Raw genomic sequence first — 23,289 nt, 5'->3', positions numbered from 1 at the left:
ATGTATTAGGCATGCCGCCAGCGTTAATCCTGAGCCAGGATCAAACTCTCAAAAAATTGACGGATTTTATTAAGTTTTGAAAGAACAATCTGTGAGTTGAATTTCAACTACACCTAATAAGTATATAACAAAAGTTGAAAAATTTATAATTTATTTTTAAAAAAATTTAATAAAAAAAACTTCAAGTTAATTTAAGAAACCTGAAGTTATTTTTTTATCGTCTTTTTCATTAGATTTTGATGTATTTTTTTTCTCTGAGACTTTGAATTCAGAGTCTTCAACTTTAACATCGTTTATAGGCATTCTAGTAACTGGATCATATTCTCCAGATTCTATTCCTTCATCTATTATTTTCTTTTGTTGATCATATATAACTTGTAAATTAATATATGAAGAAATTCCAATAGGAACAAGAACCACTAATGCTCCTAATACTACAAATGTTATATATAGAACTTTTCTAGTTCAAAATGCATTTGAGAAATCTTGATAAGACATATTAACTAAATCTGAACGCCCTGGAAGTGTTCAAGCAATTAAGAAGAAACTAAAAACAAGAAGCAATGCTATTATCATTGTTATTGAAACATATTTATATTTAGAAATAAGATTTAATGGAACATCAAATTTATTATCTTTTTTAATATATTTATTTCATAGATAATGATGCAGAACTACCAATGCAGATCCTAAAATTAAAAACAAAATTGCAATAGTTATTGAAACTTCTGGTCAATATTTTGATAAATCAACATTAGTATCTTGACCAACAGGTATTGCATTGAATTCTTTTAATACTAGAGCAAAAGGAATTGCAATTAAAAGAATTCCGAATAGACCAGCTAGCATTAATATATAATTAACAGCTCTTAACATATTATTTTCCTTCTATAACTTTGTTTATTAAATTTGAAATTAAATAAAAACTTGCAGTTTCTGATCTTAATATAGAATTAGTTAATTTTACGAATTCTATATTAGATAAAGCATTTAATAATTTAATTTCTTCAATACTAAATCCGCCTTCTGGACCTATTAATATTGCTATTTTATTTTTATGTTTTAAATCAATATTTTTTAAATAATTGTTTTTATCTTCTTTTTCATAAGCCAATATAACTAAATCATATTGCTTTAAAAGATTTATAGTATTTTCAGATCATTCAATGAATTCATTATTTATTATGAAATCTCTATCAGATTGTTCTGAAGCTGATTTAATAATTTGATTAGTTCTCTTTTGACTAATTAAATTATTTTTGTTACTTCTTTTAAATAATACAGAATAAATTTTATTAATTTGCAATTCAACAGATTTGGACAAAATCCATTCCATATGTTTGGGTTTGATGACAGCTTGAAACAGATGAATTTCTTTATTTATATTTGTAGAATAGTTTAATTCTTCAATAATAGAAGTTCTAAAAGGTTCAAGAGAAGAAATTTTTACCAAATATCTTTTTGAGTCATATATTGTTAAGAATTGATCATTTAATTTAAACCTTAATATTTTAATTAAATGAATAATATCTTCTTCAAAATAATAGAAATTATTATTTTTAATTTTTTTAGCAAATATTTTATGCATTATAAAATTTTATCTAATATACCATTAATAAATTTATAAGAATCTTCATCACAAAAATTCTTTGAAGTAATGATCGCTTGATCAATAAGAATCTTTTTTTCAGTTTTTAAAATTAATGATTCACTTAAGGTTTGAAACAATATTGCTTTTTCAACAATATTGATTCTGTCAAAACTTCAATCATTATTAATAAAACTAGAAATTTTATTTTTTAATTTTTCGTGATTACTCATAACAAATTCAACAATTTTAAGTGAATCAGCATCAAAGTTATATGTATTTTGTATTTCTAATATATTTATTTCTTTGAAATCAAGTATTAATAAATTGTATATACACTTAACAATAGATAGTCTTTTGTTTCACTGTTGTTTTTTTTGTTCTGAGTTAGGCATTATTAGTCCTTAAAAATATTGTTATTGTTTCTATGTTTAAACCTAAATTTGATTTAACAATAGATTCTAATGTATCACTCAGTTGTTGAAAAACAATTTCTTTGTTTTTATTTTTGAATAATTCAAATTGAATTAATCTTCTATTTTTATATTCATGAAATGTGATATTACCAACTATTATTTCATTATTGAATATTATATTTATTTTTTGTTTCAAAAACTCAAAAGCACTTTCGTTAGAAATTATTATTTCACCATTTTCGTTTTTTGATAAATAATTATTGTTTTGATCTACCAACATAAGATCCATCCGCTGTTTTTATAATAACAGTTTCTCCTGATTTAATGAATTGAGGAATTGTAATTTCTCATCCTGTAACTAATCAAGCTTTTTTAGAAGCTTGGTTTACAGTATTTCCTTGTACTGCTTCTTCAGCTTCTGCAATTTCTATAGAAACTTGATCAGGAAGATTAATTCCTAATATTTCTTCATTAAATGAAACTATTGAAACTTCAGAACCTTCAGTTATAAAGTTTTTTTCTCATTCTAGTTTAGAAGATGGAACTTCTAATTGTTCAAAAGTTTCATTGTTATAAAATACAAAGTTGCTTCCATCATTGTATGAGTATGTCATTTTATTTGTAGTAATAGGGGCTTGTTCTAATTTAAGTCCAGTAAGAACTTCAACAGTAATTGCTTGTGTTCTTAAGTTTTTTACTTTACATTTAACAATTCCTTCTCTCATAGCAGTCTTGTTAAATGAATTTTCAATAACTGAAAATATATTATTTTTATATAAAAATGTGTGTCCAGGTCTTAAATCCTTGGCATGAAAAATCGTGGCCATTGTTTCCTCTCAATTAATATTATTAATATTATTTACTATTATAATAAATAAATTTTATAAAAAAAATATTCTTTTGTACGTATATATAGTATATATGAATAATTCAAATAATAAAGGTATGTTCATAGAGTCTATAATAAACAATTCTATTAATTATTATGAGAATAATAATATAGCTATTTTTAGAAAGCTTGAAATACCAATAAAAATAATAAAAATTAATGAAAACAACGTAATAGGTAAATTGAAATCTAAATCTGATGTTGATTATTATGGGATATATAAATCAAAATTCATTTGTTTAGAATCAAAGCAAATAAATACATTGTCTTTTAATACTGGTTTATTAAAAGAACACCAAAGAACATTCTTAAGTTTAATAAGAAATCACGGAGGAATTAGTATTCTTATAATTTATTTCAACAAGTTAAATAAATATATCAAAATTGAATGAAATCAATATTGAAATATAATATTCATTTTGAAAAAAACAATAAATTATGAATTTATAATAAAAAAAGCAAAGTCCTTAGAACTTTGCTTTCCTGGATGAATAGATTTTTTAAATTAAAATCTATTTAACTGGTTCTTTACAATCAACAAGCACAAATTCTTTAAAAGCTTTTGCAAATGAGAATTTTGGAACACTTTTTTCTGGATAAATAACAACTTGTTTAGTTGAAGGGTTTACCCCACGTCTTTCAGGTCTTAGAGCAATCTTAATTTTTCCAAAGACACCGAATTTAATTTCACCAATTCTTTTTAATTCAGCTAATAATACTGATTCATTGGCTTCTAAAACTTGTTTCACAGTTTTTTTATCAATCTTAGAAAGTTGAGAAATTTGTTCTATAAGTTCAGCTTTAGTTTGTGGTTTATTTTTTTCCATTTTCTATATCCTTAATATAATTAATATATATTCAATTATATTATACCAATTTTATAGCAGATTCTAAAGCAATTATTACCATGCTTTTAAAAGTATTTCTTCTTTCGTCTGCTGAAATCTCTTCTTTTTTCACTAATGAATCACTACATGTTAGAAGCGTAGCAGCCTTTTTATTTAATAATTTAGCATTAGCAAATAATGCAAATGATTCCATTTCAACAACTTCTGATTTTGTTTCAGAAATAACTTCTTCTAATGGTTTAGTTCCATAAAAAACATCACTACTATGACATCTAACAACTTTGATGTTTTTATTATTTTCTTTGGCAGTTTCTAAAATTAAATCATTAATTTCTTTTGTAGCTCTTAGAGTTTTATCATTAGTTACTCCTAATAAATCTCCAAATGTTGAATCACTAAATGCTTCATCTACTAAAACAACGTCATTTAGATTAATATGTTCTACATAAGAACCAGTTGAACCTATTCTAATAATTGTATCTACTTCATAAAATTTATATAATTCAAAAGAATATATTCCAATAGATGGTTGACCCATTCCATGTCCCATTACTGAAACTTCTTTATTTTTATAAGTTCCAGTATAACAATACATTCCTCTTACATCGTTAACTAATTTAGCATCAGTTAGCATTTCTTCAGCAATTCACTTAGCTCTAAGTGGATCTCCTGGCATCAATACTACTTTTGCAATTTCACCTTTTTTGGCATTATTATGTGCTGTCATTTTTTTTCCTTTTAATATAAAATTATTAATATTATTTTAGCAAGATTTTTTTATATATTTAATGCCTTTTAATTCAGTTTCGCTTAATACTTCTAAAGATGCTCCACCGCCAGTTGAAATTCAACTAAATGCTTCAGAAAGATTTAACTTTTCAATAGCAGAAGCAGAATCACCGCCACCAATTACTGTATAAGCTCCCTCTTTTGATCTTTTTGCTATTTCTTTTGAAATTTCAATTGTTGAAATTCTATATTTATCAAATTCTGTAACACCAAATGGACCATTTCAAAATATAGTATTAGCTGTTTTAATGTGTTTTTTGAATTCTTCAATTGAAAGTATTCCAACATCTAAAGCATAATAACCATCAATTCCATCTTTTGCTAATTTGTAAGTAGGGTCTAAATTGTCAAATTCTGGAGCACATTCAAAATCTAAAGACAATACAATTTTTTCTTTATATTTTTTTAATAATTCAATAGAAGTTTCGAATAAATGTTCTTCAACTTTTGATTTTCCCATCGATATTCCTTGCGCAGCTAAAAAAGTATAAGCTAATCCACCACTAACTATAACTTTATCAGCATGTTTAAGAACTGAATTAACACATTTTAATTTATCGCTTACTTTTGCTCCACCAAATAAAACAACAAATGGTTTTTTGTCAGTTATTACTTTCGAAACATTTTCTACTTCTTCTTTAATTAAAAAACCTATTGCATTGTTTGGTTGAAATTTAGCGATTCCATTAGTTGATGCATGATCTCTGTGTAAAGCTCCATAAGCATCATTAATGAAAACCTCAGAAAGATTTGCTCAATATTTAGCAAGGTTTTCATCATTTTTAGATTCTTTACCTACATATTCATTATTAAGAACATCATTAAATCTTGTATTTTCTAAAACCAAAATATTTTTTGGTTTTAATTCAGAAATCATTTTTTCCACTTCTTCTCCAGTTGATTCATTTATGAATTCAACTTTAGATGTTTTATTAAATCTATTTCTAATTTCATCTGTTACTAATTTCATAGATAAATTTGGATCTAATAAATCTTTATCATCTTTTGGTCTTCCAACATGAGACAAAATTACTATCTTTGCTTCGTTATCTATTAAGTATTTGATTGTTCTTTCTGAAGCGTTTAATCTTTTAAATGAATCAACTTTTGAATTAAAAATTGGTATATTTAAATCTAATCTTAAAAAAACTATTTTATTTTTTAGTTCAACTTCAGTTATAAATCTTTTATTTATTTTCATTTTTGTGCCTTTTTTTGCCCTTAATCTATAATTTAATGATAAAACAATATAGACTATTAATTAAAATTTTAATATTGAAATAGCAAGGAAAAATAATGAAAATCAAATCATCAGCCTTTAGAAATGGACAAATTAGTTTAGATTATGGACAATTTGCTTCTAAAGAATTTACTAAAAATGATTTACCTAAAATTAGTTTCGACATTCAATGAGAAATAGCAAGATCAGATAGCAAGTATATTCACTTCTTATTTATTGATCATGATTCAATTCCAGTAGTTGGAATGTCATTCATTCACTGATCAGTTGCGAATGTAGAAATTAAAAAATATAAAGAGGGATTGCCTATAGACGCAAGTTTATCCGATAAATCATTAATACAATCAACTAACAGTATGATTTTTAATGAGGAAATTTCAGATAATGAATCTACATATGGTTTCATTGGTTGTATGCCACCTAATGAAACACATACATACACTTTAATAGCCTGAACAACAAATAAAAAGTTAAATTTAGAGAACGGTTATTTTGTTAATGAATTCATAAAAGAATTAAATAATGAAAAACATGTTGAACAAACTAAATTAGAAGGTACATACCCTCATAAACTTTAATAATATTATGTAAAAAACAGCAATTTAATTGCTGTTTTTTATTTTTTCATTAAAAAGTGTGAAAAAAAATTATTTTTTTTGAAATTATGTATAATACACATTGAGACAAGAAAATAAACTCCTCTAATTTGATTTTTTATCATTATGTGATAAATTTCCTTTTTTTGTGTCTCACTTGTGCTGATTATCGCACATCACTTTTTTAATTAAAAGTGATTTTTTTTATGTCATTCAAAAGCACTCTTTTTTAAAAGAGTGCTTTTTATATTGAATTAAACTAAATTAATTAATATTCTTTCTTGTTTTTTATTAATCTCAATAACCTTTACAGAAACAATTTCTGTAACTCTTATGTGATCATAAATAGAATCTTGTCTACTTTTAATAATAGAAGATATAGGAACAAATGCGTCTTTACCAACTCCTATATCAATAAAAGCGCCAAAATCCGTAACGTTTCTAACTACACCTTGTAAAACAAGATTAGCACTAATGTTGTCAATGCTTAAAATTTCTTTTTTAAGTTCAGGTGTTTTAAAGTTTTCTCTATAGTCTCTAATATCATTTAATAATTCTTCTATTAAATTTTCAAGAACTTTATTATCAATATTAAGTTCATTAGCAACAGAGACTTTATTGATTGATTTTATTTTTGTTTTAAATTCGGGTTTTGTTAAATCATTAATATCAAGATTTAAAAATTTAACCAATCTTAAAACAATATCATAAGATTCTGGGTGAATATTAGTTTTATCCAATATGTTGTTAGATTTAGAAACTCTTAAAAAACCAATAGATTGCTCAAATATCTTATCTGACATTTTTAAAGATTTTCTAATTTCTTCTCTTGATTCAAATTCTTTAGAAAGACGAGTTTGAATAATTTTTTTAGCAACACTGGCAGTAATTCCAGATATTCTTTTTAGAAGTTCTTCAGAAGCTATGTTTATATCTACACCAACTTTATTAACTGCTTTATCGACAGAAAAATCTAATTGCTCTTTAAGGATTTTGGGTTTTATATCATGTTGATATTGACCAACACCTAAAGATTCAGGAGGTATTTTTATAAGTTCGCTCATTGGATCTATGATTCTTCTCGCAATTGAAATAGCTCCTTTAATTTCAATAGGAACATTGGGGAATTCTTTTTGAGCTAATTTAGAAGCAGAATAAACAGAAGCTCCTATTTCAGAAGAAATCAAATAATTAACGTTAAGATTATTATTTTTTATTAAATTAGAGATGAATGATTCTGTTTCTCTAGAAGCAGTTCCATTACCAATAGAGATTAAATTAATTTTATATTTTTCAATAACATTTAATATTTTTTGCTCAGCATCCTTAATTTTCTTTAATTCAAAATCTGTAGGATTTTTTTTATCTTTAGCAAATGGATGAATTACAAAATAATCATTAGTAAAATCATTATTAGATAAAATAGCCGCTATTTTGCAACCATGGAAAAAACCAGGATCTATACCTAATATGTTTTTGTTTTTAATAAGTGGCTGTAATAACATTTGTTCCATGTTATGAGCAAATCTTGTAGAAGATATTATTTGAGCTTCTTCAAATTTTTCAGATCAAACATCATTTTCTAATGAAGGTATTAAAAGTCTTTTTAATGAATCCCTAATAGCTGATATATTAGTACTATAAGTTGAATCGTTTTTATTTCTAACTAAAAAAGAAAATATTGTATCTAAATATTCAGAAGTTTCAAATTCAAACTTTAAAGAACCTACTTTTTCTTTACTTATTCTATTCAATGCCATAACTTGAAAAGGTTTTAAATATTTAACAAAGTTTTTAAATTCATAATAATTTTTATATTTCTGATTTACATCTATTTCTTCATATTTTTTAGAAAGTTTTAAATAAACTTTTGCTTCGTGAGTAAATTTGTTTCTTAAAAATTTTCTGATTTTAGGATCATCATTTACTCATTCAGCAATTATGAATTTTGCATTTTCAATTGCAGAATCTGCATCTTTAACATCTTTATTTATATATTTTTTTGCTTCGTCATAAATGTTAAATTCTTGTTTATCAAATAAGATCTTTTTAGCTAAAGGTTCTAATCCTCATTTAATTGCATTAGTTGCTTTAGTAACTTTTTTCTCTTTGAATGGCTGATAAATATCTTCAACATCTATCAATCTTTTAGCGGCTTTTATGTTGTTTTCAATTTCAGGAGTCAACAATCCTTTAGTTTCAAGAATATTAATAATAGCTAATTTTCTTTCTTCTAAATTTTGCTGTCTTTGGTATATATTAAGTATTTCTTGCAAATCGTTTTCTGAAGAATTATTAGTTAAATGTTTTCTATAACGAGCTATAAAAGGAATAGTTGCACCTTCATCTAATAAAGACACAACATTTTTTATGATTTCTTCTTTTAAGTTTAATTGTTCAGAAGTTAGTTTAATTACTGTATTATTCAAGTTCAGTCTTTGTTAAATCACCAAAAGATATTTCAATGACTCTATCACTACCTAATATATCTATTTCAACTTCAGCAATACCTTTTGAAGTATTTAACGAAATAACTTTGCCTTTTTGACCAGACATAGCATTATTTGCACTAACAACTTCTACATAAGAACCAACTTCAAAATCAGCCTTGAATTCTTTCTTTTCTAAAATGATAGCGTCATCAGTTCTTTCAACATCAGATATTATTTCCCCTTTTTCACCTGATAATGAAATTATGTCTTCTTTAGAATTTTTATCATTTGATAATATTTTTTGAATTTCAAAAGAACTAACCGGAATAGGCTTAGTGTTTTTACCAGAAGATCCAATAATACCAGTTACTAATTGTGTATTTCTAATTAAAAATCAAATTTTTTCATCCATAATGGCTTTAATAAAAATATATCCTAAGAATTTATTTTTTTCTTCTGATTTAGTTTTTTTGTAAGTTACTTTATTATTAGTTGTTATTGTTTCTCAAGTAATATTTTTAGTATTTCTCATTCTAGCAGGAGCATCAGCTTCTGAAAATTCTTCTATTTGTACAATTCTTTCTTTAATTATTTTGATGTCTTGTACACTTCCATCAAATTGATAAGCTTTGATCTTGCTTCATAAATTTTCAACAACAGAATCTTCTTTTCCACTAACTGCTGTAATTATGTATCACTGACTTTTTAATTCAGTACTTATTTGCTTTTTCTTTGTTGCCATATTTGCTCCTATTTAGCGTATGTTATTATCATTTCAATTATAAAAAATATTAAAGCCAATGTTACAGAAGTAAAAAAGACTATTAAGAATCCGGTCATAACTTCTTTTTTAGAAAGTCATGAAACTCTTGAAAACTCTTTACCCATTCCGAAGAATCATCTTTTAAATTTATAACTACCTAATTCATAATTAGTTCTATAATTTTTAAGTTCTACTTCATAATCTGTTTGAAGTTTATTAATGATTTCTGTTCTTTTGTTTTTATTTTCTAAATAAGCTTTTTTGAATTCTGCGTTAGATTTAAAATCTTTTCTTTTTCTTAAAAATTTAGAATCTAATTCTTTATTCTTTTCTTTAGCAAGACGAATTTTTTCTTTTAGAGTTTTTACTTTATCAAAAGCTTCTTTTCTTGCTTTAAGTTCTTCTTCTATTTTCTTATTTTCTATGTCTTCAGCTTTTTGTTTTTCAAATGTATTAGCATCAAGATTAGCAAATTTATCTTTATTATTAGATTTATCTTTTCTTTTGAATTTTTTTGAACCCATTATCTTGTTTCCTTATGTAATGTAGCTAGATTGCAAAATTTACAAAATTTCTTCATCTCTAATCTTTTATCAGAATATTTATTTTTAGTAGTAACATAGTTTCTATTTAAACAAAATTCACATATTAAGCTAATTTTAATTGACATATTATTTTCTTTCTTAATTCTAACAAAATAATTTAATATCTTAATCTTACTTATTATATGTGAAAATTAGATCTCTTGTTAACTCTTCTTTTGTTTGTGACAAATAATGATTTTCTATATTTTCATTGTTTTCATTGTTTATTAATATTTTTTTATTATTTATTCAATAATCATTTGGATATTCTTCTATATATATTGAATAATATTTTTCTTTTTTGAAATTTATTTTTATATGTTTTTCCTCAATAACAAGAATATTAAAAACAGAATTTCATTTTCTTTGATTTTCAAAGACATTTTCTTCTTTTTTAATTACTAATTCAAGTTCTTTTAATTTTAGTTTTAAGAAATCTTTTTGAACGTCACTGTTTTTAGACAATTGAACAAATAAATAATCATTAATTAAAGGAACAGAGACAAATAAAATAACTAAAGCATACATTCATGGAGCTATCATATAGTTTTTAGTTTCAAAAGCTTTAGTAAAGAATAAACCCCAATTAACTATAGCATTAGGATTTAAGAAGACAGCAATGTTGAATCTATATATAAATTGATAACAAAAGACGAATGAACATCCAATAACGGCTATTGAAGCATATATAAAGAAAATAATGTCTGATTTTGTTCTTTTTTCTTTTATTTTAATTTTTCTATACATAGCAAAGGCAATTGTAAGACCATATATTCCAAACATAACTAATGTTGGAAAATTAGAAACCCCATCTATAAAAGCATCAGTTCCATAAGCAGAAACACTAACTGAAGGAATTAGAACTAATATTGTTCAAAAGAAAAATATACCTAAACTTAAAATAAATCCGCTAGCGTTTTCTCTATTAAGTTTTCTTCCTAATTTTTTAATTACTCATCAACCATATACTATCTTTTCATCTACTAACGACTCATTGCTTCTCAATGAAGTAAGAATGAATGAATTTAACACACCACTAATAGCTATAAATATAAATACATTTATAAATATTTCCATTGCTTTAGCAGCAGATTTATTATTAATTACTTGTGAGAGAACACCACTTGCTGATCCTTCAACAACAAGAATTTGTCCTACTGTAATAAATAAATAAATGAAAATAACTAGTGCCATACCAATAACAATAGTTAATGGAAGGTGTTTATCTGGATTTTTCATGTCTTTTTTAAGACTAGAAATACACAAGAAAGAATCAAAAGCAAATAAAATAGCAGGTATTGAATTCATCATTCCGGTAAAACTGAATGTTCTAGGAATTGTTGGTTTAGAGCTATCAGGATATCCACTATTAATTATTGTTGGGTTTAAAGAAGCAAATATTATTCCTGCGAGCCCTACCATTATTAAGGGCAAAAACTTCAATATAGAAGACACTACTTGAAATTTACTAGAAATTTTCTTGGCATATAAATTAAACAAAGAAAAAAACAACATGTAGAAGATTCCTAGTAAAAATACATATCCCACATGGATTTTACCAAGATTACCTGTTGTTTCAAACATATTAAATGTAGCTTCAGATGTAAACATTGCTATAGCAAAAATTAACAATCCGTTGTAGAAAAAACCAGTATTAATACTAATAAATCTACCGAATTTTTTTCCTATATGAGCGTCAACGCTTCCAGCCAATCCTTTTTTGGGATTAGTTCCAAAACCTATTTTTGCAAAACTAAGAGCTGCTGTGAATGCAATTATTGATGAAATAATTCATGACATTAACACACCAACTGTATTAGCATTATTGTCAGCAAAAACAGTACCGTTTTTAAAGAATATTCCTATTCCAATAACAGAACCTATTAGTATCGCAATCGAACCGACAAGACCAATTTTTCCGACGGTTTTCTTAGAGATTTCAGCCTTCATGCTTAATCCTTAAAATAAATTTAATATTTTTTCAATAAAAACTTATTATATAACATTTATTTTTTTAAGATTTTTCTTTACTAAATAAAGTACATTAGTAACTTTAGAAATTGATAAATTCATTAGTATAGCAATTTCTTTATATTTAACACCCGAAATGTATAATTTTCAAATTTTTTGTTTTTCTATAGATAAAGTTTCTAAATATTTTACGCATTTTTTAGAAAGATAACATTCTAAATCTTTCTCAGTAACATCAGATTCTAAATCATATTCGTCTTTTGAGAACATATAATAATCTGTTTCTTTTAAGGTTTTACTAGTTATCTTTCTTTTGTTGGAATTTAATTTTCTGAAAAGATTTTGAGTTTCTTGAATCATCATCATTTTTAAAAATTGTCTTTCACTGTATTTTTCATTCACTTTATTTTGTTTTTTAAGTTCAAGATATTTTGAACAAACAAAATAAGCCGTATAGTAAAAATCATCACGTTCATAAGCTGAGTCATTTATCGATGAAGTTCGTAATATTTTAAATCCCAAATTTACTAAATATTCTTTATGCAGTTCAAATATTTTAATTGTTTGATTTGAACCGAAATTTTCTTTGTTTTCAATCATAGTTTTCCTTATAAATTTAAACTTTGTCCAACCCATATATTTATATACGCTATAAAATTAAATTTCTCTACTTTTTAGCACTTTCTTGATCATTTTTTTTGTTTTCAAAGATTTTTGAATTCTTTTAATATTTTATTTGTTAAAATTAGAAAGTATAGATTTTAGGTATTTTATTTTGAAAATTAGAAAAAAGGGAATTATTTATTGTTTTTTATCAATAAGTTTAATTGTAGGATTAAACTCTTTTTTCTATTTCAATAATGAAGCGATACTAAATAAATTCAACAACAAAATAAAAAAAAATTCAAAAGCTAGAGGAAGTTCTTATTTTTCAATAAAAAATAGAAATATAAACTTAGGAAATAAAATTTCATATTATGATTTCTTAAAAAGATTTGAAACTGAAAGTGAATATTTGTTTAAAAATCAAAAATTAGATTCAAATACACCAATTCTATTGAATGGTTTGGGTTTATCTGTAAATCCTATTTTTTTTATGGATCAACAAACACCAAACGGAATTCAAAAATTACATTTTGGTATTAAAACTATAAAAGCTAATAACTATCAAAAATGAGGAACTATGAAAATATATCCTTATGTTTACTATCGTTCAAATAATTATTTTCATTCTAATGAAATGTATGAAGTCGAAATTGTTGTATCTAATTTCAAAGAAATTCAAGTTCCTTCTATAACAGAAATCAGAACTTCTCCAAAATTACCTTCTTTTGTTAATGCTGGAGAAAGCTTAAATCACCCCCTTATAAATGATAGCGATTTAGAAAGTGTTGATCTTGAATCGCTTAATATGTGATTTGCAACTACTTATGCTGAAAAATTCATCTCTGATGAATATAAATATTTTTGAAACTTTTCTGATTCAATAGCAAAAAATAAACAAATAACTCAAGATAAGGAAACAAATAAAAACATTCTCTCTTTCGATTGATATTTAAAAGGAATAACAACATCAGGTCGTGAAATTCAAGGTGATTTTAATCATTTTATTAACATTGGAACAAAAGAAATACAATTTGTTGATCTAATTCCTGTAATTAAAAAATTCGAAATTATTTATGATTTTCCAAAACCCATTCCTCCTCCACCCGACCCAATTCCACCAAAACCAGATCCAGATCCAGTTCCACCAAAACCAGATCCAGACCCTATTCCTCCAACGCCAGATCCTGTTCCACCAACGCCAGATCCTGTTCCACCAACGCCAGATCCTGTTCCACCAACGCCAGATCCTGTTCCACCAAAACCAGATCCAGTTCCACCAAAACCAGATCCAGACCCTGTTCCACCAGAACCACAACCAGAACCAGAACCACAACCAGAACCAGATCCTTCAGATCCTAATGCTAACTCTCCTAATAATAATCTTCTTAACACTTCTAAGAAGATGACATCTGGATTTGTAATGACTATTATTTCTGCTTGTTTAATGTCTATTATGTTATTATTGTTCGTAACTGTAACTAGTGTTAAGTTTAGTTAAAAAAATTAAAAAACCCGTAAATTACAGGTTTTTTTTATTGATTTTTTGTAATAAAATGGCCGTTGCAACAGAAACGTTAAGAGATTGAATTGTTTTTTTCATATTAATATGAATTTTGAAATCAGAATTTTTTTGAACTAAAGAACTTATTCCTTTGTTCTCATTCCCTACTATAAGCGCTTTATTTCCAGAATATTCTAATGATTCAAAGTCAACAGAGTCCTCGCTCAAAGTGCTTGCATATACTCAAAAATTTATTTTTTTAAGTTCTTCTAATAATCTTGTCAGATTCGGAACTTCACAAATTTTTAAATAATTGATGCCGCCTTGTGAAGTTTTAATTACAAGTTCATTTATAGATGCTTGATTCTTGTTTTTAATGAAAACAAATTTTACTCCAAATGCAGCACAATTTCTAAGAATTGATCCAAAATTTCTTGGATCTTCTATTGAATCCAAAATAAGAACAGTTTGTTCTGATTCTCTTTTAAGAATGTTCAAAGCTTCAGTTAAACCAATTGAACAATTAATATTCTTTAGTATGGCTATTGAATTTTGATGATTAAGTTCTTTTGAATTAGAAATTTTATTAAAAAAAATCTTATTTTTAATTTCATAATTAATATTATTTTGTTTTAAAAAATTAATCATTTTTTGGTCATTATCAGTAATATAAACTATCTTAATATCTAAAGAGTTTTCAACTGAATCATATATAGCTTTTTTTCCATATATGAATATTTCATTAGTTTTCATTTTTTATCAAAGTTCTTTCTCAACAATTTCTTTTCTAATCTTGTCAGATACTTCAAAATTCTTAGATTTATGATTAATATGTCACTCTTTAATTTTGGCTATATTTTTTTTAGAATGTAAATTGGGAAATTCAATTCCTAATATATTTAACATTAATAATAAATCGTTAGTATAATTAAAAACTTTACAAAATGATTTTTGTTTAATTTCGTAATTAATAGTTTTAACATGAGATTGAATCAAAGAAACTGCATTTGGTAAATTAAAGTTATTTTCAATATGCGATTCAAACAATCTATTAATAAGAAAATTGTTTTGAAAATTTATTTCATCAAGTTTCGTATATAAAAATGTTTTTGCTTTATTAATAGTCAATTTTATTTTATTTATTTCTGCATTTAGCAATTCTAATTGAATCTTAGAATAATTAACTGGTTGTGAAATTTTAGATTGATAGAAAAATCATTTTATGGTTCTATAATCAAATAATTCTAATAAATCCTTTACTAAAACAAAATTATTCAAAGATTTAGACATCTTCTCATTATTAACATTTATCATTCCAACATGTAATCATATTTTTGCTAAATGATTTGAATTTAAAGCTAAATTTTGAACATTTTCATTCTCGTGATGAGGAAATTTAAGGTCCATTCCACCAGAATGAATTGTAGCCTGTTCTCCAAAATATTTATTAATCAAATAAGAACATTCAGTGTGTCATCCTGGTCTTCCTTCTGATCATTTAGATTCTCACTTCAAACCTTTTGAAGTTTTTTTTCAAAGTAAAAAATCATTTGATGATTTTTTATTAGGATCAGATTCAAGTCTAGAATTTGAATTTTCTTTAACATTTCTGTTAGATAAAATTCCATAAGAAGTGCTTGATTTAGTGTCAAAATAAACATTTCCATCAATAACATATGCTGATCCATTGTCTATTAATTTTTGTATATATTCTTTGATGCCTTCAAGATGTTCAGAAACTTTAGGAGTTTCAACTGGAAGAATATTCAGTTCTTTTTTAATTTTTTCAAATTCCAAAAAATATTTATTTGAAAGCTCTAGTTCATCTATGTTTTGTTTTTCGGCTTCTGCAATTATTTTGTCATCAATATCTGTAATGTTTGAAACACATTGAACATCATATTTTTTAAACAATAAATATCTATGTAAAGCATCAATAAAAATCATAGGAGCGGCATTGCCTATATGTATGTGGTTATATACTGTGGGTCCACAATTATATATCTTGATTTTTTCACTTTTATCAAGCGTTTTTAAGTATTTACTTAAAGAATCAAAAAGTTTCATTTTTAACCTAACTTATTTTAATATCTTCTTCTGGATAATGTATGTGTGCTTGAGTTTCTTTAGAGCTTTGGAAAGCGAATAATGTTGTTGGAATACCAAGTTGACCGACAATCATTAAGGCACAAAGCAATATAGCATTAATTATAGATGTAGCCGAATAACCAACAATTGTTCCAGTAATACCAGAACTCAATCCGACAGTACCAAATGCTGAAGCAAATTCGAAAATTTCATCAGAAATGGTAATTTCGGGATTGGTGTTAACTGTTACACAATAAGAAATTAATGATAATAATACTATTGAGGATAAAGCTACAGAAAAAATAGTGAATGAATCAGTAACTGTTTTTTTAGGAATTTCTCTATTAAATATAACGGTTCCATTATTTTTTCTAAATTTAGACACTATTGTTCATATCATCACTGCTAATGTTGTTGTTCTAATTCCCCCACCTGTGGAACTTGGAGAACAACCAATAAACATCATAACAATCATTATTCATTGAGCAGGTCCACTTAAATGACTAGGTGCAATTGTAGAAAAACCAGAGCTTTTAGCATTTATAGTGAAAAAAACTACTGATGTAATTTGATTCCATAATCGGTCTTTGCCAAAATAGGATTGCAGATACATTTTTGCATCTGGTGGAATTGCATTCGAATCTAATAGTTTGTTTATATTATATATGAAACTTGTTTTTGAACCAAACATTATTCCAAACATAAAAATAAGTCCTATTGCGGTTATAAGAAAATAACTTATTAAAGAAACTTTTGTGAAAAACGAAAACTTGAATTTTCTCTTTCTATGTCTAGTTACTGCTCACAAATATAAGTCATAAATTATGGGATAACCTACTCCACCAATAATTACTTGTAAAATCGTTGCATATTGTAATATGGTTCCAAGTCCATTTCTATAAGGAGCTAATGAAGAGGAACCAATGATGTCAAATCCAGCATTGTTTACTGCAGAAACTGAATGAAAAATTCCGACTCATATAGAAACAATATTGTGGTATGTGTTTACATGTTTATTTGAATTTACCAATAAACCTTCATGATTCCAATTAGTTAGCAAATTGGGATCGATTCCAGTTGAAACTAAATTAACATTAGTTTGTTCATAAGCTGGTATGTAGTAAAACATAAATATATATAAAATAGCGAATATCAATTCAACAGCAAATATGAACAATAAAGCAATTTTTATAGTTTCTTTTGTAAGACCTAATTTTGAGTTTCCTCTTTCTGAACTAATAAGTAAAGAGGTTGCTAAATTTGTTTTTGATTTTTGACTTGGATTTATTTTTTTAAACTTCTTATATAAAAAAGAATTTGTTATAAAGTTTCAAAAAATTCAATAAACCGTAAATAATCCAAAACCACCTATTTGAATTAAAATCAAGATTACTATTTGACCAAATACGTTGTATGTTTTAAAAACAGAAAGCGTTGATAATCCGGTATCACTAAAAGCAGAAACTGAAGTAAAAAATGCATCAATTGGAGTATAAGCTAGTTTTTCATAAACATTAGTAATTGGATCATAAACATATTTAACATATTCGAATGTGTTGTTCAAAGAAATAGGCAAAGATAACAATATAAACCCTATTAATATTGCATATGTATAAAAAGAAAACAGTTTTCTCGCAACGGTTTCGCCGACAAAGATTTTAAACATCATTCTCTTAGTAAAGAAATTTTTTATACTCTTGTTTTTCATATTAGATATCATTATAATAGATTATTAAAAATTTTATTTTATTTAATTTGGATTATAATAAAGATTATTTATTTTCAAAAATTGGAAAAAAATTATGATTAATAAAGAGTATTGTATTATAGGTGTTGACGATTTTGGGCTTAAGCTGGCTGAAAATTTGAAAAAAGCAGGAATTAACATTCTTCTTGTTGACAATAATGCAGAAATAATAAATTCACAATCGAATAACTTTTTACATTTACGTACTTTAGATGCTACTAATTTATCGGCACTAAAGTCGCTAGATTTAGATCAATTTGATGCTGTTGTTGTTTGTGTTTCTACAATGGAAAACTCAATATTAATCGTTTCAAACTTGAAACAATTGAAAGTAAAAAATATAATAGCTAAAGTTAAGAGTGATATTCAGAAAAAAGTTTTATCAACAATAGCAGGTTCTAGTATTGACATTATTTGACCTGAAGAATCAATTGCACAGATGCTTTCTTTCTCTTTGGCGCATGATCTAGATATAAATTTAAATTCGGAAAAAAATGGTATTGTTACTATTCAATTACCGGTTAAAAATAATGAAATTTTCAACAAAACAGTTGAAGAAATTGAAAAAAATCATAAAGTTAGTTTGATTTCAATTTCCAGAGAAAACGATATTATTTTTCCTTTAAAGAATAGTGAGTTCATTTTGAGAAACGATTTAGTTTCGCTTTCATGTAAAAACAATGCCATAGATGAAATAGCAGAATTGTTCAGTAAACAATAATTTTTATTGTCTGCTGACTTATATAAGGTTTATATATGAACACCCTTTTAAAAAATATGTCGAGATATATATTCAAAAAGAAATTTTCACTTCTTTCTTTAGTTGTGTTAATTTTTTTATCTATTTGAATATTTTTTACTTGCAGTTTTTTAAGTTTAAACTTAAAATCATCTTATGAAACGCTTGTAAAAGGTGGTAATTTACACAATATTGTGATGTCTCGTAACTTTAAGACAGAAGAAAACAAGACTAATTTTTATAATGCTTTAAATCTTGAAAGATCTAAAAACATATCTCCAACATTAGAAAGTATGAATTTATCTAATGTTAATGTAAACTCTATTACAGAATTAAATCTAGTTGAAATTTATAATAAACTTAATAATTCTAATATTAATATAAGCCAAATACAAAATATAGAAAGAAATCCAAATGTTGGTTTAATTTCATTTCAATTAGGTTTAAATCAAGTTGTTTATAGTGGTTTTTTAAAAACATCAACTAATCAATTACCAGACACACCATTACCAGGTAAAAATGGTAATCTTTATGGTCTTAATTATAGAAATTTTGATTCTATTAATATTTCTTATTCAAACAAAAAACAAAACAAAGACTATAAAGTTATTAAATACAATGACAATTATCAAATTGATAAATTAATGGTCTCAAGTGGTTCTGAATTACCTTCATTTATTAACTTTAAAAGTATATATAATTTATCAACTGAAAATCTTTCATATAACCAAATAACTCCAGAAATTCAAAAAAGTATAGACGCTAGAATTAATATTCTTTATTTCATGTCATTAGCTAAATGAAGTAAATCAGGCATGCCATTTATTCAAGCATATGAAATAACTAATAAAATATCAAAGATTGATAAAACATTTGATCCTTATAACTTTACAAAATATGCTGGTTTAACCGCAGAAGAGACTAACATACTTACAAAATGTAAATCTTATTTAACTTTGTTCTTAGATAAAAAGGGTGCGGGATATTTAAATCCATCTATTGATAATTTCAAAATAGCTTTTTATAATATGACAGATCCTCTTAATATGTATAGTGGTTATTTTTCTAATTTTAGTTCTAGTCTTGCTGTTGTTTCTTCAAGATTTTTAAGGGATAACAATAAAAAAATATTTAATTTAAAAGATTTTGAACAAGCAACAAAGCCCAAGGGATCATTTATTTCTGAAAACGCTTTTAATTCTTATATGAATTCAATACCAGAAGAATATAAAGTTTATGTAGATTCAGTTCCTTTTTTAATAATAGGGCAGGGTTTAAGTCCTGATTTTATGTATCCTGTTATTGATTTTTCAAATGTTATACCTGATATGAAAAATCAAGCATTAATTTATTTAAATGATGCTGGTTATTCAAAAGTCCATGCATCTTTTCCTAGTAACACAACCGAGAATTCAATATTAATAAAATATAATGGGAAATTAAACAAAGAACAAATAATAAAAAAACTTAATGTTTTAGCTCATAAATATATGTCATTCCCCGAGAATGTTCAAATTGCATATTGATTTAATGATCCAAACAATAAATTAACCCCTTCAACTTTAAGAGTAGATTTTGTTACAAAATTAATTGATATAGTTACTAATGTTTCATTTGTTATTTCTGGATTTATTTTAGCTTTAACTATATTTGTTATTTTGTTATTTGCTAAGAGATTTATTGTTGATAATAAAAACACATTAGCTATATTAATAGCTAATGGTGTTTCTAAAATACAAGTTCTTTCAAGTGTTACTATTCTTGGTTTTGTTCCTGCCTTTATTGGTGGAATAATAGGATATGTCGCTGCTTTATATAGTCAATCATTAAGTATTAATTTATTTTCAAACTATTGAATAGCAAGCACACCAATAACTGATTTTAATTTTGGAATTTTTGCATTAGCTTTCATAATTCCTATAATCATATTCGTTCTTACAACATATGCTATAGGTTATTGATTATTAAGAAGTAGTGCTCCAAAATTATTAAAAGAAGACAACACATTTAAAGTAACATGATTATTATTGATAACAAAGAAATCTATTGATTGAGCTTCTACAATAGTTAAATTTAGATTTTCATTAGCTTTCTCTGCAGTAAGTAAAATAGTTATATTAACTTTCATTACAACATTAATCTCTTCAGTATTTTTATTTATTTCCTCATCAGCAAATGCTTTTCAGAACGTAACAAGAAATGAATTAAGAACTAACAAAACAAGTTTTGAAATAGAATTAGAAACTCCAACAATTCAAGGTGGACAATATTATCCTGTTGATTTTTCAAAACTTGGTATGTCTAGTTTTTATCCTGAACCATCTTTAATATCTAAAAGCCCTCTTTATCAGAATGAATTATCTAAATCAAAATTATTTCAACAATGATCTTCATTACAATGACCAAGTGGTAGTGATGTGTCTTCTTATTTAAGTAATCCTTTTTTCTTAAAAAATATGACACAAATGCAAATTATTCTTGATAATACATTTGGTGGTGGTCAATCAGCTACAAATCCTTGAGAGAATGCTAACTCTATAATGCCTCAAAATCAAGTAAATCTTGCTAAGAATTTAAACAATGAATTTTTAACAGATGCGCTTAAAGATCAGTCTCCAATTACATTCTCACCAATGGTTACAGACCCTTTAACAACTCCAAACATTCCTGTAATTCCTACAAATTGAACCATAGGGAACATTGATACTCCTGATGTTGATAAACAAATATTAAGTGTTTCAAAAAATGCTGGTTTTATTAATGCTCAAAACATATTTGATCTTAAAAAATTAACAATAGATGAAATATATAATTTACCTAAAAAAGAATTAATGAAATTCATTAATAATTATTATTCAACACAATTAGTTGATGCTCCTTATCCTAAAGGATTATTTACAAATATAAAAAATTTAACTATTAACAAAGAAAATAACACGATTAATTTTTCTATTGATCCATCAGCCAATGTTGTTAAAAATTTATGAACAGTAAGAAGCTTTTTAATAAATAAATTATTTAAATCTTCTGATAAATATGTTGTAGGAACAAAACAAATAGAAGATCCTTGAATCAAAGGTGTATATTATAATTTTGACATTAAAAAAATCGCAAAATTATTAATAGGAATGGCTTTAAAATATAATTTAAATTTCATAAATTTTGTTACAAGTTTATTAAATGAAAATTATTATCAAAATAAACTTTATAAACTTTCATATAACTCAGTTCCGTTCAATAATGCTGAAGATGAAAAATTTGTATATGATGAAGGTCATATAATTAGCAAAAACAATTCTTCTGTAAAAATTACTGGTATTCAATCAAACTCTAGATTCATTTATTTAAAAAATCAAAATAATGACTCAATTAATCATTTATTATTTGAAAAACAAACAGATGGGTTATATCCATTAATTATAAATTCATATGCTGCAAAAGCATATAATTGAAAAATAGGAAGTATTGTTGATTTTCAACCTACTAACACAGTAGAAAGATACAACAAAGCTATTATTCCAACAACATATAAATTTAAAGTAGTTGGAATATCAAATCTAAGTCACAACTCTGAATTCTTTACTTCTATTGAAATAGCTAGAAAAATTATTGGTCTTAATAAACCAGAATTTAACACTCCAAATACTGGAAAATCATTTAATGGTATATTCACCAAAAATAAGAAACCATATTTATTAATTAATAACATTTCTTTATATAGTCCTTCTGGCTTATATCCTGTCGGTAGTTACTATGAAAACTCAGGTGTAATCAAGAAATTGATTATAGGAATTTTAAAAAACACAACTAAAAAACAAAAAGAATATGATGCTATTTGAAGAGGTTTCTTTGATCATCCAGTAATGCTTAATGGAACCTTAACAGATAAAACAACATTCACTAATAAACTTAATGCCCTGAGCATTAAAGACGAAACAACTCTTGGACCGTTTGTTGTATCTCTAATAAATGAACTTAATGATGTATATGGAAATATGATTTATCTAACATTATTAAAAAATCCTTTATCAACATTAGATTCTGTTAGAATATTTCAAGAATTAACAACTACCTTCCAAACATTAGAAGGACTAATAGCCGCATTGGTAATCGTTCTTGGAATGTTAATAATGTTCTTATTATTATGAATGATGATGAATGATTCAATTAAACTAGCCGCATTATTAAAAACACTTGGTTTTAGTGATTTTAAAAACGCCATGAACTTCTTCACTTTGTTAATACCTATATGAGCATTTACTGCTGTATTAACTATCCCAGTTACTATGTTAATCCTTGAAATGTTTAGAACATTTGCTTTTGCAAATATAAACGTTTACTTACTAATGCCACTTAACATATGAGCGTTCTTTATAATTTCATTTGCATTTTTTGCTTTCTTTGGATTAATATTATTTATAAGTGTTAAGTTCTTTGAAAGGTTAAATGCTGTTGAAGCATTGAAATGATAATTTAATAAATTATAATAAAT

Annotated in this window: 22 protein-coding genes; 5 read left to right on the top strand and 17 right to left on the bottom strand. The window is 25.3% G+C overall.

Annotated features, from left to right (window positions below):
- Positions 1 to 186 precede the first annotated feature (186 nt).
- From AC27EK_RS02830 to efp, 5 genes are read right to left on the bottom strand one after another with little or no spacing between them, the layout of a single operon-like run.
- Positions 187 to 876, bottom strand: coding sequence for a hypothetical protein (locus AC27EK_RS02830; RefSeq protein WP_487231845.1), 690 nt, complete (start codon positions 874 to 876; stop codon positions 187 to 189).
- A gap of 1 nt (position 877) precedes the next feature.
- Positions 878 to 1,588 (bottom strand): 16S rRNA (uracil(1498)-N(3))-methyltransferase, encoded by a 711-nt coding sequence (locus tag AC27EK_RS02825; protein WP_487231844.1) that lies wholly within the window; start codon positions 1,586 to 1,588, stop codon positions 878 to 880.
- The gene (locus tag AC27EK_RS02820; RefSeq protein WP_487231843.1) at positions 1,588 to 1,983 is read right to left on the bottom strand and encodes a transcription antitermination factor NusB; all 396 of its coding nucleotides are present in this window, start codon (positions 1,981 to 1,983) and stop codon (positions 1,588 to 1,590) included. Before AC27EK_RS02820 ends, AC27EK_RS02825 begins: the two co-directional genes overlap by 1 nt.
- Positions 1,976 to 2,284 carry a hypothetical protein gene (locus AC27EK_RS02815; protein WP_487231842.1) on the bottom strand — a complete coding sequence of 103 codons (309 nt, stop codon included), beginning with the start codon at positions 2,282 to 2,284 and terminating at the stop codon, positions 1,976 to 1,978. Before AC27EK_RS02815 ends, AC27EK_RS02820 begins: the two co-directional genes overlap by 8 nt.
- Positions 2,262 to 2,831: an elongation factor P gene (gene efp, locus AC27EK_RS02810; protein WP_487231841.1), complete on the bottom strand. Its 570-nt coding sequence runs from the start codon at positions 2,829 to 2,831 to the stop codon at positions 2,262 to 2,264. Before efp ends, AC27EK_RS02815 begins: the two co-directional genes overlap by 23 nt.
- A gap of 94 nt (positions 2,832 to 2,925) precedes the next feature.
- Between efp and AC27EK_RS02805 the strand changes: the two genes are divergently transcribed.
- Complete coding sequence (locus AC27EK_RS02805) at positions 2,926 to 3,402, top strand: Holliday junction resolvase RecU (protein ID WP_487231840.1); 477 nt, start codon at positions 2,926 to 2,928, stop codon at positions 3,400 to 3,402.
- Between the two features lie 3 nt (positions 3,403 to 3,405).
- On the opposite strand, the gene AC27EK_RS02800 is transcribed toward AC27EK_RS02805, so the two are convergent.
- From AC27EK_RS02800 to AC27EK_RS02790, 3 genes are read right to left on the bottom strand one after another with little or no spacing between them, the layout of a single operon-like run.
- On the bottom strand, positions 3,406 to 3,720 hold the full coding sequence (locus tag AC27EK_RS02800) for an HU family DNA-binding protein (RefSeq protein WP_487231839.1): 315 nt from the start codon (positions 3,718 to 3,720) through the stop codon (positions 3,406 to 3,408).
- A gap of 40 nt (positions 3,721 to 3,760) precedes the next feature.
- A complete protein-coding gene (deoD, locus tag AC27EK_RS02795; protein WP_487231838.1) occupies positions 3,761 to 4,468 on the bottom strand; it encodes a purine-nucleoside phosphorylase in 708 nt (235 codons plus the stop codon).
- Between the two features lie 36 nt (positions 4,469 to 4,504).
- Positions 4,505 to 5,731 carry a phosphoglycerate kinase gene (locus tag AC27EK_RS02790; protein ID WP_487231837.1) on the bottom strand — a complete coding sequence of 409 codons (1,227 nt, stop codon included), beginning with the start codon at positions 5,729 to 5,731 and terminating at the stop codon, positions 4,505 to 4,507.
- 95 nt (positions 5,732 to 5,826) lie between these two features.
- Between AC27EK_RS02790 and AC27EK_RS02785 the strand changes: the two genes are divergently transcribed.
- Positions 5,827 to 6,348, top strand: a complete 522-nt coding sequence (locus tag AC27EK_RS02785; RefSeq protein WP_487231836.1) for a YbhB/YbcL family Raf kinase inhibitor-like protein — start codon at positions 5,827 to 5,829, stop codon at positions 6,346 to 6,348.
- A 272-nt stretch (positions 6,349 to 6,620) separates the two neighbouring features.
- Here AC27EK_RS02785 and AC27EK_RS02780 read toward each other — a convergent pair whose 3' ends face one another.
- Genes AC27EK_RS02780 through AC27EK_RS02755 form a run of 6 tightly spaced genes read right to left on the bottom strand, consistent with a single transcriptional unit; the run spans position 6,621 to position 12,716 of the window.
- Entirely contained in the window at positions 6,621 to 8,795 is a 2,175-nt protein-coding gene (locus AC27EK_RS02780) for a Tex-like N-terminal domain-containing protein (protein ID WP_487231835.1), read from the bottom strand.
- Positions 8,788 to 9,540: a transcription termination/antitermination protein NusG gene (gene nusG / locus AC27EK_RS02775; RefSeq protein WP_487231834.1), complete on the bottom strand. Its 753-nt coding sequence runs from the start codon at positions 9,538 to 9,540 to the stop codon at positions 8,788 to 8,790. The genes AC27EK_RS02780 and nusG overlap by 8 nt, the downstream gene beginning before the upstream one ends.
- Positions 9,541 to 9,548: 8 nt before the next feature.
- On the bottom strand, positions 9,549 to 10,085 hold the full coding sequence (secE, locus tag AC27EK_RS02770) for a preprotein translocase subunit SecE (protein ID WP_487231833.1): 537 nt from the start codon (positions 10,083 to 10,085) through the stop codon (positions 9,549 to 9,551).
- The gene (gene rpmG, locus AC27EK_RS02765; RefSeq protein WP_487231832.1) at positions 10,085 to 10,231 is read right to left on the bottom strand and encodes a 50S ribosomal protein L33; all 147 of its coding nucleotides are present in this window, start codon (positions 10,229 to 10,231) and stop codon (positions 10,085 to 10,087) included. The genes secE and rpmG overlap by 1 nt, the downstream gene beginning before the upstream one ends.
- A gap of 46 nt (positions 10,232 to 10,277) precedes the next feature.
- Entirely contained in the window at positions 10,278 to 12,095 is a 1,818-nt protein-coding gene (locus AC27EK_RS02760) for an APC family permease (protein WP_487231831.1), read from the bottom strand.
- Between the two features lie 45 nt (positions 12,096 to 12,140).
- Positions 12,141 to 12,716 (bottom strand): sigma-70 RNA polymerase sigma factor region 4 domain-containing protein, encoded by a 576-nt coding sequence (locus tag AC27EK_RS02755; RefSeq protein ID WP_487231830.1) that lies wholly within the window; start codon positions 12,714 to 12,716, stop codon positions 12,141 to 12,143.
- Between the two features lie 175 nt (positions 12,717 to 12,891).
- Between AC27EK_RS02755 and AC27EK_RS02750 the strand changes: the two genes are divergently transcribed.
- Positions 12,892 to 14,220 carry a hypothetical protein gene (locus AC27EK_RS02750; protein WP_487231829.1) on the top strand — a complete coding sequence of 443 codons (1,329 nt, stop codon included), beginning with the start codon at positions 12,892 to 12,894 and terminating at the stop codon, positions 14,218 to 14,220.
- 21 nt (positions 14,221 to 14,241) lie between these two features.
- On the opposite strand, the gene rlmB is transcribed toward AC27EK_RS02750, so the two are convergent.
- From rlmB to AC27EK_RS02735, 3 genes are read right to left on the bottom strand one after another with little or no spacing between them, the layout of a single operon-like run.
- Entirely contained in the window at positions 14,242 to 14,976 is a 735-nt protein-coding gene (gene rlmB / locus AC27EK_RS02745; RefSeq protein ID WP_487231828.1) for a 23S rRNA (guanosine(2251)-2'-O)-methyltransferase RlmB, read from the bottom strand.
- Between the two features lie 3 nt (positions 14,977 to 14,979).
- A complete protein-coding gene (gene cysS / locus AC27EK_RS02740) occupies positions 14,980 to 16,290 on the bottom strand; it encodes a cysteine--tRNA ligase (protein ID WP_487231827.1) in 1,311 nt (436 codons plus the stop codon).
- Between the two features lie 7 nt (positions 16,291 to 16,297).
- Entirely contained in the window at positions 16,298 to 18,019 is a 1,722-nt protein-coding gene (locus tag AC27EK_RS02735) for a potassium transporter TrkG (RefSeq protein WP_487231826.1), read from the bottom strand.
- A gap of 94 nt (positions 18,020 to 18,113) precedes the next feature.
- Between AC27EK_RS02735 and AC27EK_RS02730 the strand changes: the two genes are divergently transcribed.
- A complete protein-coding gene (locus AC27EK_RS02730) occupies positions 18,114 to 18,779 on the top strand; it encodes a potassium channel family protein (RefSeq protein WP_487231825.1) in 666 nt (221 codons plus the stop codon).
- A gap of 35 nt (positions 18,780 to 18,814) precedes the next feature.
- A complete protein-coding gene (locus tag AC27EK_RS02725; RefSeq protein ID WP_487231824.1) occupies positions 18,815 to 23,269 on the top strand; it encodes an ABC transporter permease in 4,455 nt (1,484 codons plus the stop codon).
- The last annotated feature ends 20 nt before the right edge of the window (positions 23,270 to 23,289 follow it).

This window comes from Ureaplasma rhincodontis (genome assembly GCF_057537535.1).
Note: the sequence above shows the minus strand (reverse complement) of the source record. Positions and strands in the feature narration are given on the sequence as shown.